At 63.9% G+C, this 14,412-nt stretch carries 8 protein-coding genes; 6 read left to right on the forward strand and 2 right to left on the reverse strand.

Features of this window, described 5'->3' with window-relative positions; translation table 11 throughout:
• The first annotated feature begins 11 nt into the window (after positions 1-11).
• The 5 genes from ASE71_RS00550 to ASE71_RS00570 all read left to right on the forward strand — a co-directional run bounded on the left by ASE71_RS00550 (position 12) and on the right by ASE71_RS00570 (position 5,353).
• Positions 12-524: a hypothetical protein gene (locus ASE71_RS00550; RefSeq protein WP_034805654.1), complete on the forward strand. Its 513-nt coding sequence runs from the start codon at positions 12-14 to the stop codon at positions 522-524.
• A gap of 105 nt (positions 525-629) precedes the next feature.
• The gene (locus tag ASE71_RS00555; protein WP_060521978.1) at positions 630-1,787 is read left to right on the forward strand and encodes a M20 aminoacylase family protein; all 1,158 of its coding nucleotides are present in this window, start codon (positions 630-632) and stop codon (positions 1,785-1,787) included.
• A 24-nt stretch (positions 1,788-1,811) separates the two neighbouring features.
• Positions 1,812-2,729, forward strand: coding sequence for a LysR family transcriptional regulator (locus tag ASE71_RS00560; protein ID WP_244496968.1), 918 nt, complete (start codon positions 1,812-1,814; stop codon positions 2,727-2,729).
• A gap of 179 nt (positions 2,730-2,908) precedes the next feature.
• Entirely contained in the window at positions 2,909-3,793 is an 885-nt protein-coding gene (locus ASE71_RS00565; protein ID WP_060521977.1) for an NAD(P)-dependent oxidoreductase, read from the forward strand.
• 18 nt (positions 3,794-3,811) lie between these two features.
• Positions 3,812-5,353, forward strand: coding sequence for an aldehyde dehydrogenase family protein (locus ASE71_RS00570; RefSeq protein WP_060521976.1), 1,542 nt, complete (start codon positions 3,812-3,814; stop codon positions 5,351-5,353).
• Between the two features lie 75 nt (positions 5,354-5,428).
• Here ASE71_RS00570 and ASE71_RS00575 read toward each other — a convergent pair whose 3' ends face one another.
• Together ASE71_RS00575 and ASE71_RS00580 are read right to left on the reverse strand one after the other, a co-directional pair.
• A complete protein-coding gene (locus ASE71_RS00575) occupies positions 5,429-7,711 on the reverse strand; it encodes a TonB-dependent receptor (RefSeq protein WP_413814623.1) in 2,283 nt (760 codons plus the stop codon).
• Between the two features lie 674 nt (positions 7,712-8,385).
• Positions 8,386-9,345, reverse strand: coding sequence for a 3'-5' exonuclease (locus ASE71_RS00580; RefSeq protein ID WP_060521975.1), 960 nt, complete (start codon positions 9,343-9,345; stop codon positions 8,386-8,388).
• A 587-nt stretch (positions 9,346-9,932) separates the two neighbouring features.
• Between ASE71_RS00580 and ASE71_RS00585 the strand changes: the two genes are divergently transcribed.
• Complete coding sequence (locus tag ASE71_RS00585) at positions 9,933-14,402, forward strand: putative Ig domain-containing protein (RefSeq protein ID WP_060521974.1); 4,470 nt, start codon at positions 9,933-9,935, stop codon at positions 14,400-14,402.
• The last annotated feature ends 10 nt before the right edge of the window (positions 14,403-14,412 follow it).

A 14,412-nucleotide genomic window follows, 5' to 3' on the forward strand; every position in this document is an offset into this window, starting at 1 on the left:
GAGAGAGAACCATGACCAACCAGAACACCTCCGCCAACTACGCCGACGATCTCCCGCTGAACCCCGAGGACGAACGCAAGCTCGACGTGATCGGCCATGCCGGCCTGCTGATTATCGCCTGTGCGATCGGCCTTGTCGCCAACTGGGTCGGCACCGGAACGTCGCCGCTCACCGCGCTGCCGGGCATGGCGACGCTATATGCCGCCTGCATCGTCGGCCTGGCGCTCGCCCGCTTCGTGCCCTTCTACCTGCCAAGCGTCGCCTGGGTTTCGCTGATCGCGATCCTCATCACCATCCCGGGCGTACCGGGCGCTGCCTGGGTCAGCGAACAGGTCGAGCACCTCAACTTCCTCGCATTGGCGACCCCGGCGCTTGCGTATGGCGGCCTTGCCTTGACGGCGAACGAGTTCGCGATCGCCCGCCGCTCGGGTTGGAAGATCGTCATCGTCGCGATCTGCGTGATGGTCGGCACCTATATGGGCTCGGTCGTCGTCGCCGATCTCTTCCTGCGCCTCGGCCAGTAACGCGGCACGCAATTCCAGGAAGCGGTTTTCCGTCCGGAATTGTGTAAGAGAAACAGGTCGGCCGCTCTGCGGCCGGCCATCCCCTCAAACGACAGGACGCACGCCATGACACGCCACGACATCAGCCCCGAGCGCATCGAGGAAACGATGCGCTGGCGTCATCACCTGCATGCCCATCCCGAGCTTGCCTTCGAGGAACGCCAGACCGCGGCCTTCATCGCCGGCCGGCTTGCCGAATGGGGCATTGCCGTGAAGGACGGTTATGGCGGCACCGGGCTTGTCGGCACGCTCAGGCGTGGCACATCGAACCGATCGATCGCCATTCGCGCCGACATGGACGCGCTGCCGATCATCGAGACGAGCGGTGCTGCCTACGCCTCGAAGACGACGGGCAAGATGCACGCCTGCGGCCACGACGGCCACGTCGCCATGCTGCTGGCCGCCGCCCGGCAGGCGAGCGAGATGGACTTCGACGGCACCGTGCATTTCATCTTCCAGCCGGCCGAAGAGGCCGAGGGCGGCGCCCGTGTCATGGTCGCCGATGGCCTCTTCCGTGATTTCCCGGCCGATGCCGTCTATGCGCTGCACAACTGGCCGGCGCTCGACGTCGGCTCGGTGGTTGCCCGCGACGACGCGATGATGGCCGCCTTCGGGGTCTTCGAAATCACCATCACCGGTCGCGGCGCCCATGGGGCGATGCCGCATGAGGGTGCTGACCCGCTCGTCGCTAGCGCCCAGATCGTCACGGCCTTGCAGACGATTGCCAGCCGTAACGTCTCGCCACTCGAAGCGGCCGTCGTCTCGGTCACGCAGATCCACGGCGGCGACGCTTGGAACGTGATCCCGGAAAAAGCCGTGATCCGCGGCACCACGCGCTGGTTCGACAAGGCGGTCGGTGACACGCTCGAAAACCGGATGCGCACGCTCGTTTCGGCCCTTGCCGAAGGGCTCGGCTGCACGGCCGAGCTCGATTATCAGCGCCGCTATCCGGCGACGATCAACGATCCCGCAGCCGCCGCGCTCGCACGCTCGGTCGCCGCGGCAGACCCGGCCTTGACGGTCATCGACGCGCCACCAAGCATGGCGGCCGAGGACTTCGCCTTCATGCTCGACGAACGTCCCGGCTGCTATCTCTGGCTGGGCGCAAGACGCGACGGCGCCAATCCCGGCCTGCACTCGCCGCACTACGATTTTAACGATGCGATCATCGGCCAGGGCGTAAACCTCTGGACACGGCTGATCGCGACCTCGCTTGGTCGTTGACCCCGAAGGGATTCCGTCGCATCCATGACCGCCATGGACGTACTCGACGCGAAGGCGCTCAGGATCTTTATGGCGGTTGCGCGCATCGGTTCGATCCGGGGCGCTGCGGAGCATATGGGGCTGGCGCCATCGGTCGTCAGCCGCCAGATCGCCGACACTGAACGCGACATCGGCCTGTCCCTCTTCGAGCGCACCGCCCGCGGCACGGTCCTGACCGACGCCGGTGAACTGGTGCTCGAACACGGCAAACGCGTGCTCGAGGACAACGGGCTGCTTGCCGAGCAGCTCGACCAGATCCGCGGCGTGCAGCAGACCCGCATCCGCATTCGCTGCGGCGAAGGTTTCATGGCCGACCTGGTGGAGCACGGGCTCTCGTCGTTCTCAAAGGCACATTCCTATGTGCGCTACATCGTCGAACTCGGCAGCACCGAAGACGTCGTCGACGCCATCGCCAACAGCGACGCCGACATCGGCATCGCCTACAATCCCCTGACCGAACCGCGCATCCGGGCGCTGGCGATTGCGCGCCAGCCGCTCTGCGTCATCGTGCCGGCAGGCCATCCCCTGTCCGAGCGCAGCGACCTGAAACTTGCCGATTGCCTCGCCTTCCCGTGCGCGCTGCTCGGCAAGGGCAATGGCGTGACACAACTGGTGGCGCGGGTGGCGGCGGATGCGGGGCTGGCGCTGGCGCCGTTGCTCGAAACCCATTCGATCGAGGTGCTCCGCCGCTTCGTTGCAGCAAGCCTTGGCGTCACCTTCCTGCCGCGCACGTCCGTAACCGTGGAAATTACGCGCGGATCCATGCAGGCGATCGACCTCGCCGATCCGCTGCTGAGCGAGGCGAGCGCGCATCTGATGGTGCGGGCGCACCGCCGCCTGCCGCTGTCGGTCGAAAAACTCGGCCAGCATCTCGCGCGCGAAATGCAGTCCTTCCAGACTTAGAAGACCGTCCTCGGCTCCATGAAAACCGCGCGCCGCTAACGCTCGCCTGTCCCATCACCGGCGGTCGAGCAGACGTTGCCACGCCAGCAACGCATTGTACCAGGCGCGCCGTCTACCCGCTCGCCAGCCCGCATGCCACCTTCGCCGGATCATTCTGATCATACGAGGGTAAGCGGATCATGACGGCGGAACGAACGACAGTGGGCGTGGTGGGTTTGGGCGCCATGGGGCTCGGCATGGCGACGACGCTCGCCGGCAAAGGTTTTGCCGTCAAGGGCTTCGACCTCTCCGAGGCCCGGCGCACGCTTGCCGCCGAAGGCGGGGTGACCCCGGTAGAGGCTCTGACTGACGTCTTCTTCGACACCAACTTCATCGTCTTCTCGCTGCCGACCGCCAAGGACGTGGCAGCCGTCGTCGAGGCCAATCTCGAAGCGCTGAAGGCGGTCGGCCGCCGCGTCGTCATCATCGACACCTCGACGTCCGAGCCGGATGTCTCGCGTGATCTCGCCGCAGCCCTTGCCGGCCTCGGCCACGGCTTCATCGACGCGCCGGTCTCCGGCGGTCCGGCAGGTGCTGCAAGCGGCAAGCTGACGATGATGATCGGCGGCAGCGATCAGGACGTCGCCCTTGCCGACCCGGTCATCGACGCGACGTCGGCCAAGGCCCTCCATGTCGGCCCGAGCGGCGCCGGCAACGTCGCCAAGCTCGTCAACAACCTGCTCGCCGCCGCCCATATGGTAACGACAGGCGAAGGGCTGAAGCTGGCGCTTGCCGCCGGGCTCGATGCGGACGAGGCGCTGAAGGTGCTCAACGCCGCCTCCGGCAAGTCGATGATCAGCGAGGTGCATTTCCCGACCTGGGTGATGAACGGCCGCTTCGACAGCGGCTTCACCATGGGCCTGATGCGCAAGGACGTGCGGCTTGCCAGCGAGCTTGCGGCCCGCACCGGCGCCGATCTGCCGCTCTCGGGCGCGGTCGCCAAGCTCTGGGCCGAGAGCCCGCTCGACAACGCCGAGGACTTCACCCGCATGGGCGCCTTCCGCCCGGTGGCCAACGACAACTGAGACTTGAAGGGAACGACGATGAACGACATGACCATGCCCGCCAAGGCCGAGCGCATCCGGGCGCTGTTCCACGGTATCATTCCCGGCACCGAGATCGGCAGCTATGTCGACGGCACGCTGGTGCCCGGTTCCGGCGACGAGCAGGCGCTCACCGATCCGGCGACCGGCGAAATCTTCGCCACCTTCAAGGACGCCGGCGCTGATGTCGTCGACGCCGCCATGCAGGCGGCAGCGCGCGCCCAGCGCGAATGGATCTCGATGACCGCTTCGGCGCGCGGCCGGGTGATGAACGAGATCGCCCGCAAGATCCGCGAGCGCGCCGGCGAGATTGCCGAGCTCGAAAGCCGCTCGGCCGGCCGGCCGATCCGCGACATCCGTGGCGAGGCGGTCCGGGTCGCCGAGATGTTCGAATATTATGCCGGCTGGTGCGACAAGCTGCACGGCGAGGTCATCCCGGTCCCGACCTCGCATCTGAACTATACCCGCAATGAGCCGGTTGGCGTCGTCGCCCAGATCACCCCTTGGAACGCGCCGCTCTTTACCGGCGGATGGCAGATTGCGCCTGCGATCTGCGCCGGTAACGGCGTCGTCATCAAGCCGTCGGAACTGACGCCGCTCAGCACGCTCGTGCTCGGTGCGCTCTGCGAGGCGGGCGGCGCGCCCCGCGGCCTCGTCAACGTCATCGCCGGCCAGGGCGTAACGGCGGGCCAGGCGATGGTCGCCCACCCGAAAACGGCACTCGTCGTCTTCGTCGGCTCGGCGCTTGCCGGTTCGGCCATTGCGGCAGCGGCTGCGAAGAACGTCGTGCCCTGTATCCTCGAACTCGGCGGCAAGTCCGGCAACATCGTCTTTGCCGATGCCGATATCGACCGCGCCATCGTCGGCGCCCAATCGGCGATCTTCTCTGGCGCCGGCCAGAGCTGCGTTGCCGGCTCGCGCCTGCTCGTGCATCGCTCAGTGCACCAGCAGTTCGTCGAGCGTTATGCCGAGGCTGCCGCGCGCATCCCCGTCGGCGATCCCTATCTCGACAGCACGCAGATCGGCCCGATCAACAATGCACGGCAATGGGCGAAGATCGAGGAAATGGTGCGCCAGGGCGTTGCCGAAGGTGCAACGCTTGCAACCGGCGGCGCCAAGCCGGCTTCTCTTCAAGCTTCCGGCGGCTTCTATTTCGCGCCGACCATCCTCGACAACGTCAAACCGGACATGACGATCGCCCGCGAAGAGGTCTTCGGCCCGGTGGTCGGCGTCACCGTCTTCGACGACGAGGACGAGGCGGTCACCCTCGCCAACGACAACCCGTACGGTCTGGCAGGCGCCGTCTGGACCCGTGATGTCGGCCGCGCACACCGGGTCGCGTCAAGGGTGCGGGCCGGCACCTTCTGGATCAACGGCTACAAGACGATCAGCGTCATGTCGCCCTTCGGCGGCTTCGGCCGCTCCGGCTATGGCCGCTCCTCCGGCCGTGACGCGCTGATGGCCTATACCCAGACGAAGAGCGTCTGGGTCGAGACCGCGGAAAACCCGGCCGTCGTCTTCGGTTATTCACCGGAAGCCTGATCGGCACGCCTCCCGAAACGAGAAACGGCCGGCGAAATGCCGGCCGTTTCTTTTTGTGACTGAAGCTCCTCTGGCTCAGAATTCAAATGCGGTCGACACCAAGAAGGTGCGCGGCGCGCCGGCGGCAAGGAAGCCACGGGCGGACGAGGCCCAGTAGTTCTCGTCGAACACGTTCTGGACGGTCGCCCGGATTTCCACGGGCTTACCGTTTTCACGCTCGAAGGAGTAACGCGCACCGAGATCGACCCGCGTCCAGTCCGAGACCTTCTGCGTGTTACTCTGGTCGTAGTAGGTGCTGCCGGTGTAGACGAGGCGGCCCGTCAGCGTCAGGTCCTCGACCCACGGCGTGTCGTATTCACCATAGAGGCTGATCGCGGTCGTCGGGACGCCGGGCACACGGTTGCCATCGAACCGCTCTCCTGTTCTCGAGTTCTCTGCCTTATCGAGCTTGGCGTCCATGAAGGTAATGCCACCAAGCAAGCGAACGCCGTCAACCGGTTCGCCATAGGCTGACAGCTCGATGCCACGGTTCACCTGCAGGCCGTCGACGGCGAAGACGCCGCCGGTTGTCAAACCGTTTGGCTGCCTGATCTCGAACAGCGCTGCGCCGAGCATTACTTCGCCGAGGTCGTATTTGAAGCCGATTTCCTTCTGCTTGCTGACAACAGGGGGGAATATCTGGTTGCTGTTCAGAGCGTTGGACGGCGGCGTCGGTCCCTCGGTTAGGGCTTCCACGTAGTTGCCGTAGACAGAGAAGCTGTCGGTGACGTTTACGAGTGCCGCGACGGCAGGGCTGAACCGGCCTTCCTCGTAATAGTAGGTCTGTTGACCGAGCGGCACGGCGCCGGGACGCGTATTGTACCCTCGTACTCGCATTTCCTGATAGCGCCCGCCGACCGTCAGCTGGAAACGGTCTTCGGCAAAGGAAAGCGTATCGGAGATCGCGACGCTGGTCGCGAGCAGGTCCGAAAACGCATGCAGGTCGTTCGAGCGCGGAAGCCCGCCCGTATTGACCCAATCGCTCGGCACATAGATCGGATTGTAGATGTTGGTCATGTAGCTTCTGAAGCCGAGCCTGCCCGGATGGAAGTAGCCGCGGTTGTTCTCGTTGAGCGCTCGGCTCACAGAAACGCTGAGCTGATGACCGACGGGTCCGGTATCGAACTCCGAGCGGAGACCAACCTCACCCGAGACCCCCTGGATCTCCTGCGGATTGTAGCCGAACTCGGCCAGCGCATCGCCATTGGGATTTTGAATGGTGTAGGACGTGCTCAGGAAGTCCTCGCGGTAGCGGCTGATGCCGCCGGCGGCGTAAACAGTGGTGTTCTCCAGCACGTCGAACTCGACGCGGCCAGCGACCATGTTGTGTTCGCTGTCATGGTATTCGAACGGGTTGGACGTGTTGATCCGGCCGTCCGGCGCTTCCGGGATCTTGATGCCTGGCGCTGCAGCATTGAACAGCGAGGCCGGAGCATTGATGTTCTGCTTGGAGTGGTTGAGATCGAGCGAGGCGCGCACCCGATCGCCGCGATAGTCAAGGCCGAGCGACAGCACGCCGATCTCGTTTTCGTTGTGGTCAAGCGCCGTGTCGCCGCCACGATAGGAACCGTTGAAACGGACGCCCCATTCGCCCTCGGGCCCGAAACGGCGACCGACATCGAGGTGCGACCACAGTTGCGAGTCCGACATATAGGTGGTCGTCAGTCGCGTCAGCGGCTCGTCGGTGGCGCGCTTGGGTACCAGATTGATGGTCCCGCCGACGCGGCCGACGCCGCCGTTGACCAGCGCGCTCGGGCCTTTCAGGACCTCGACGCGCTCGATACCCTCAAGGGGGCTGCGGCGCGGGTTGGTGATGTAGAAGAGGCCGTCATAGGCCGTATCCAGATTGGTGACCGAGAAGCCGCGAATGAAGAACGAATCACGCTCGCTGAACGCCGGCGCATCCATGCGTACCGAGGGATCGTTGAGGGTGACATCGGCGACCGTTCGCGCCTGCTGATCGCGGATCAGCTTATCCGTGTAGCTGGTGACGCTGAACGGGGTTTCCTTGACAGGACGGTTGCCGAGCGCGCCAAGCCGCGCACCGGTCGCCATCTGACCGCCCGCATAGGGAGCTGACGGCTGGCCGATGGTGCCGGTCTCAGGCGGCTGACCGCCCGCTTGCCCGACGGCCACGATGGGGGCCAGCTGCGTCGCGCCGCCCGAACTGCGTTCAGCCTGGGCCGGGCTTTCGACCCGGTTGGTCTTGCGTGCCTCCTGGGCCGACGCCGCCACGGCGGACATTGCCAGCAGCGACACGCCCGCCAGCACGACTTTGGCTCGCCGACGCGAAACCGAATTGAACCTGCCCCTTGCCATTCTCTTACCCCTGTAACTTCGATTAAGGTGAATTCCGTATCCGCCACGGTCGCCGGCCGAACCCAGCCGCCGCTCAGAACGCGACGCACGCGCCTTGCCCGTTGAACAACGGTGCAGGGCGAGCCCCGGACATTGCGTTCAGTTGCGGCTATTTCGACCGACAGACGGGTCTCGTGCGCAGCAGCTCGCTTCGGCAAAGCGGGTGCGTAACGGGCCCTTCGGTCACGGCGCGTTCGGTTGCGCCCATGCAGACTGGCTGCCAGACAAAGTGTCGGCGATCGCGGGTCATCCCACGCTTGGGAGCACTCTCAAAACTGGACGACATTGCGAACATCGACATTGAAACATCAACTATAACAACAGCATAAAACTTGAATTTCTAAGTCAAGTCTGCGCACGTATAGTCGGATTCGGTCGGGCGTCCACGCTTTTTGTGCGTGAATTCAGCGGTTAACGGTAAACCGGGCGTTGTTTGCCAGATGTGGAAAGACAGGCAAATCGGGGCGTAGCGGGCCGTCAGCCCGCGTCCGGCGCAGGACAGCCTCAGCCTCGCGCCTGCGCTACGATAGGTTTGCCGCGTCATGCAAAGATCGGCGGGAAAAGGATGTCTCAATCGAGCGACACCCACGTCACCCAAGGGCTTGCCCTGTCGGCCGCAGCGGCTCGTTCGCGTGTCAGGCCCGGAAGCGGTCGAAAGCGGTCAAGCGCTTGATCGGCGGATCGGCTTCCTTCCAGCGATAGATCTCCGAGCGGAGGTAGCCGAGTTCGTCTTCAAGTGCGGTTTCGGCGACTTCGACCCACCAGGATTTCGGACGGCCGTCGCTTCCGTCAGACCAGCGGTAGCCGCGAGCTTTCAGATGATCCTTCATGTCGAAGGGGCTGTTTTCCGCAAAAATGCGGACGCGCGATCGCTGGCTCGCCTCGTAGAGTTCGGCAAAGGGCGTGCTGCCGGAGCCGCTATCCTTGGCAAGGACTTCGAGCAGAGCGAAACAGTCGTCGACCGCCCGGTGGCCGTCGTGGAAGTAACCGGCCTGCCCGATCAGATAGCCGAGCTTGGTGCCTTCGAAGCCGCGGGAAGACCAATCGATCTCGGAGACGGAACAGGCCCATGCCTTTCCTGCAAAAACGGGCGAGAAGGCCTCGCAGAAGGGACGGTCGAAGCCGGCATTGTGGGCGATGACAAGGTCCGCCTTTTCCATCAGCGTCCGCACTTCGTCGAGGTCGATCGTCTTTCCCGCGACCATCTCGTTGGTGATGCCGGTAAGACGAGTGATTTCCGCAGGGATCGGATTGGACGGCTGGCGCAAGCCGCCGAAAACGCCAGTCACGTCTCCCAGGTTTCCCTTCTCATCGAAGGTAAAGGCGATCAGGCCGATCTCGATGATCTCATCCTTGCGATGGTTGAGCCCTGTGGTTTCGGTATCGAGAATGACGCCATGCAGGGGGAAGCCGGGACGCGCAACAGGCACCACAGCGCGCGGCACAAGCCGCTGCAACAGGCGATAGCGACCCGTGGCCTGAAGGTGGCGGACCATATCGTCCTCGGTCAGCGATGCCCGCTTGACCGCCGGTCCACCGCCCGCCTTTTTGGAAGTTGCCTCGTCCGAAACAAAGAGGTCGAACTGCTGCGTCATTCGGTTGTCCCGCAAATTAACGACTCACACGTCTGTGTTCCAGAATAGCGGCTAACAGGCATGCTTCCCAGCAAATGGGGAAGAATGATGGGGACGACCGCTTGCGCAAAGCCCGAGGGCCGGCAGGGCTAATCACGAAAACCGTGCCTGCCCGAGCCGACACGGCGCGCCAGATGGGGAGAATCGCCCCTTGAAAAGCCTTCGGCGGCATCTGCCGCCCTGTCCTCGCAAAAGCAGAACAGGAACGGCAGTGCCGCAGCGGACATCGCTGAAGGATGAATATCCCAGGCAAAATCACTAAATCTGCACGTGTGTGGCAAGAAGGTTACAGCCACACATATGCGAACCAGCAATAGATAATATTTATCACTTGCTGAGCTCTGTTGGTGGCAACGGAGCGACGGCAATCGGGGGACAATCCAGACGAAGGAAGCGTGTGACGAAGGCCTTGCCTTCTCGCCACGCACGCTTGCGTTTGGCATTCGTGGTGGGGCACTTTTTCGATGACGTATTCCTGTCGTGACTCTGGGCGAGAAATCGTTGCAACACGAAATTCTTCTCCCGTCGCGCTCCCGGTGGCCCGCCGCATGCGCCCGGCAGGTCTGCCCCGTTGGAGCAAGGCGATCGCCACGTGGTTTGCGACGTTCCTCCTTGCGCTACTGGTGGCCGGCAACGCCTACGCCCTCTCAAATGCTTGCAACGAAATCAACGCCAATTGGTCGAATGTTTCGCGCGGCGTGCCAAGCGCATGGTTCGATGGCTTCTATGGCTCGTTCGAGCAGGGGGAAGAACTCTCCTATACGGCCACCACGACGAACAGCAGCGCTTTGGAAAAGAGTGGCGGCTACGCCGGAGCATCGTTTGGGGTTTCGAAAGGCGGCGGCTACGACATAACGGTCGTTGAGCACACGATCGGCACGACCGAGCCGAACGATTTCACGCGATCGGGCACCATCGCGCTTGACCCGGGGCAGACATATTGGATCTACGTCATGGGTGGCGCCGAAGGTGGCGTCGCAACGGCTACGGTCACGTGCCGCTCGACGCTGTTGCCGCCCACCGTCACGTCGATCTCGCCTGCATCCGGCCTGACATTGGACACGACCGCCGTCACAATCAGCGGCACCGATTTTACCGGGACGACAGGTGTCACCTTCGGCGGGACCGCTGCCACGTCCGTCGTCGTCGTCAGCGCCACGCAGATAACCGCCGTCGCGCCGACGCATGCGGCTGGTGCAGTCGATGTCGTCATCACCAACCCGGCCGGGACAGGGACGCTTCCGGGAGGTTTCACCTATAACGCGCCATCGATTGACGCGACGCTCAGCCTCCTCTCCCCGAGCGCGGGGACGCTTTCGCCTTCGTTCTCTTCAACGACGACCAACTATTCCATCAATGTTCCAAACAGCGTCTCGTCGCTGTCCCTGACCCCAACGACCATCGACAGCGGAGCGACTGTCTCCGTCAACGGCGCTCCGGTCGCAAGCGGCTCGCCTTCGGGCGCAATCAGCCTGGCCGTGGGAATGAACTCCATCTCCGTGACCGTTACCGCGCAGGATCGATCCACTCAGAAGACCTATTCGGTTGCCGTCACGCGCGGTGCACCGCTGTCGCTTGCCCCGCCAGCCGGCACTTTGGCCCAGGGCACCGTCGGGGCATCCTACGACCTGGATTTCGTCGCCTCCGGAGGACTGTCGCCCCGGACCTATTCCCTTGCGGCGGGCGCACTTCCAGCCGGGTTGACCCTCTCATCGGCCGGTGCGCTCTCGGGTACACCGACGGCGGCCAATACCTTCAACTTTTCGATCGCGGCCACGGATGGCCATAACGATACCATCACTGCGGCGTACACCCTTGAAATAGTGGCGCCGACGATTGCGCTTTTGCCTGCGACCTTGCCTGCAGCAACGGTCGCCACCGCCTATAGCCAGACGATCACCGCAACGGGCGGATCCGGCCCCTACAGCTACACGGTGCAATCTGGCTCACTTCCGGCGGGACTGACCTTGGCGAGCAACGGGACACTCTCCGGCACGCCGACGGCTGGAGGAAGTTTCGCGTTCACGGTCGTGGCGACCGACGCGTTCGGCAGCACCGGCGCGCTGGCCTACACCCTCACCGTCAACGCTCCGACGATCGCCATATCTCCGGCAAGCCTTCCAGGCGGCAATATCGGCGCGGCCTACAGCCAGACCATTCTGGCCAGCGGTGGAACAGCGCCGTATAGCTTTAACGTCAAGGTTGGCGCATTGCCGGCGGGGGTGACGCTTGCCACAGACGGCACCTTGTCCGGCACGCCAACGGCGATCGGCACTTCCAACGTCACCATTGAGGTCACCGACAGTTCCACCGGCGCCGGCCCCTATACCAGCACCCGGACCTACACACTGTTGATCGGGGCACCGGCGATCACGCTCTCGCCTGCGACCTTGCCAGCCATATCGATCGGTGCTGCCTACAATCAGGCGATCGTGGCGACCGGCGGAACCGGACCGTACAGCTATACGATGTCTTCAGGCACAGCCCCGCCGGGGATCGCATTGTCGGGCGACGGAACATTATCCGGGACGGCAACAGGCAGCGGAAGCTACTCGTTCACCGTCAAGGCGACCGACGCTCTCGGCAGCATCGGCACTCAGGCCTACACGGTCACGGTTGGCGCACCGACGATCACCTTTTCACCGGCAAGCCTTGCCGCCGGTGAAATAGGTGTCGCCTACAATCAGCCGGTGACGGCAACCGGCGGAACAGCACCGTACACCTTGTCCATCGTGTCAGGCACGTTGCCGGCCGGCATCACCCTGGCCGCAGACAGTACCCTTTCCGGCACGCCGACAGCGAGCGGAACCTTCAACGTTACAATTCGCGCCACCGACAGCTCCAGCGGAACCGGCGCGCCCTTTTTCGCCGATAAAGCCTATACGCTGGTGGTTGGCACGCCCACGATCACACTCTCGCCTGCGACGCTGCCCTCCGCGTCGACAGGCACCGCCTATAGCCAGACGTTGATCGCCAGCGGCGGCGTCAGCCCTTACGGATTTTCCGTCAGCTCAGGCGCGTTGCCCGCAGGCCTCAACCTTGCCGCCGACGGGACGCTCTCCGGCACGCCGGCTGCGAGCGGGAACGCCACGTTCGACATCCAGGCAACCGACGCCCTCGGCAGAACCGGGGCGCAGAGCTACACATTGGCCGTCAACGCCCCGACGATCACGGTAGCGCCTTCGGGCCTCGCCGCAGGAACGGTCGGCACCGCCTACAGCCAAACGATCTCTGCCAGCGGCGGTGCAGCACCCTACTCCTATTCGGTGACTGCAGGCACACTTCCGGCGGGCCTCAGCATCGCGGCCGACGGCACCTTGTCCGGAACCCCGACTGCGGCCGGCAGCTCCAACTTCACCGTCACCGCCACGGATGCATATGGCACAAGCGGCTCATCGACATATGCCCTGACAATCAAGGTTGCACCACTGGCTTTGTCGTTCGTGCCAGCGGCCGGTGCCTTGCCGGCAGCCATGGCCGGCGAGAACTACAGCGTCGGCATAGCGGCAAACGGCGGTATCGGCGCGCTGCTCTACGACATCAGCGGCGGCAGCCTGCCCAAGGGAATGATCCTGAACGTCTCTACCGGCGCGCTGACGGGGCCGCTCGACGCAGACGCGACAATCGGCGAACACCGGTTCACGATCAGGGCGACGGACACGGCCGGCAACAGCGGCACGGCGTCCTATTCCATCACGGTCGAGGCGCGCGAGGTGACAGCGCCCGACAGGACAGTCACCGTTCCCCCCGGCTCTTCGCCGCCGAATGTCTATCTGAACGCTGGCGCGACCGGCGGCCCCTTCACCTCGGCCGCCGTCGCGTTCGTCCAGCCGCCGAACGCGGGAAGGGCTGAGATCATCGAAGGTGAACTTGCGGCCGCCGGCAGCTTCACACCGGTCGGATACTATCTGAAATTCACCCCGAACCCTGCCTTCTCAGGAACCGCCATTGTCGGCTACAGACTGTCGAGCGCCAGCGGCGCGTCGAACGTCGCCAGCGTTTCCTATCGCATCGGTTTTGATCCTCTTCATGTCGCCGATGAAGTCGACCGTCTTGTCCGTGGTTTCGTCGAAACCCGACAGAACCTCATCTCCTCGACCCTGAAGGTGCCGGGTCTGCTCGATCGGCGGAGAAACGCGACGAGCAGCGATCCCGTCACGACCCGCGTGTCGCCGTCGGCCGACGGCATTACGCTTGGTTTTGCCACCAGCCTTTCGCAGATCGAAGCGGCCCGCAAAACCGCCGAAGGCGCCGAAACGCAGGCCAATCCGATGCTCTCGCCTTTCGACGTCTGGATCGACGGCACGTTCCTGATGCACAAGCGCGATCAGAACGACGGCCGATGGGGCAATTTCGGAATGTTCTCGGCGGGGGCCGACTACCTCATCAACGAAAAGGCACTCGTCGGTCTATCCTTCCATTTCGACCGCATGAGCGACCCGACTGAGGAGGATGCCGAGCTGACCGGCAACGGTTGGCTCGCCGGCCCCTACGCCTCGTTCGAGATCGGCAAGGGCGTGTTCCTCGACACGAGCCTGCTCTATGGCGGTTCTTGGAACGACATCGACACGGCGTTCTTCGACGGCTCGTTCGACACAACGCGCTGGCTGTGGGACACCAAGCTGCAGGGACAATGGCTGATCGATGAGGACACGATCCTCACACCGAAACTCAGGGCGGTCTTCTTCAATGAAAAGGTCGATGACTATAGCGTCTCGAACGGCGCCGGCGGGACCGTATCCCTCGACGGCTTTACCGAGCAGCAATGGCGCTTCAGCGCCGGTGCGGAAATCGAGCGCAGCTACGAGCTAGAAAATGGCTTGACGCTAACGCCACGAATGGGCGCCAGTGTCGGCTTTGCCGCACTCGACAACAGCGGTGCTTTCGGCACGTTGTCGGCGGGCATCGATCTCTCCAACGACATCAATTGGAATCTGGACGCGGCTCTGCTTTTCAACATCGAGGAAGATGGCGAACGGGACGCTGGCGGCAGAGTGGGGATCAGCGTGCGCTTCTAACGGTGCCTTC

This window comes from Ensifer sp. Root954 (assembly GCF_001429005.1).
Taxonomy (GTDB): domain Bacteria; phylum Pseudomonadota; class Alphaproteobacteria; order Rhizobiales; family Rhizobiaceae; genus Ensifer; species Ensifer adhaerens.

Coding starts and splice junctions, on each gene's coding strand:
- ASE71_RS00550 (WP_034805654.1), top strand. CDS start 12: ATGACCAACCAGAACACCTCCGCCAACTACGCCGACGATCTCCCGCTG.
- ASE71_RS00555 (WP_060521978.1), top strand. CDS start 630: ATGACACGCCACGACATCAGCCCCGAGCGCATCGAGGAAACGATGCGC.
- ASE71_RS00560 (WP_244496968.1), top strand. CDS start 1,812: ATGACCGCCATGGACGTACTCGACGCGAAGGCGCTCAGGATCTTTATG.
- ASE71_RS00565 (WP_060521977.1), top strand. CDS start 2,909: ATGACGGCGGAACGAACGACAGTGGGCGTGGTGGGTTTGGGCGCCATG.
- ASE71_RS00570 (WP_060521976.1), top strand. CDS start 3,812: ATGAACGACATGACCATGCCCGCCAAGGCCGAGCGCATCCGGGCGCTG.
- ASE71_RS00575 (WP_413814623.1), bottom strand. CDS start 7,711: ATGGCAAGGGGCAGGTTCAATTCGGTTTCGCGTCGGCGAGCCAAAGTC.
- ASE71_RS00580 (WP_060521975.1), bottom strand. CDS start 9,345: ATGACGCAGCAGTTCGACCTCTTTGTTTCGGACGAGGCAACTTCCAAA.
- ASE71_RS00585 (WP_060521974.1), top strand. CDS start 9,933: ATGCGCCCGGCAGGTCTGCCCCGTTGGAGCAAGGCGATCGCCACGTGG.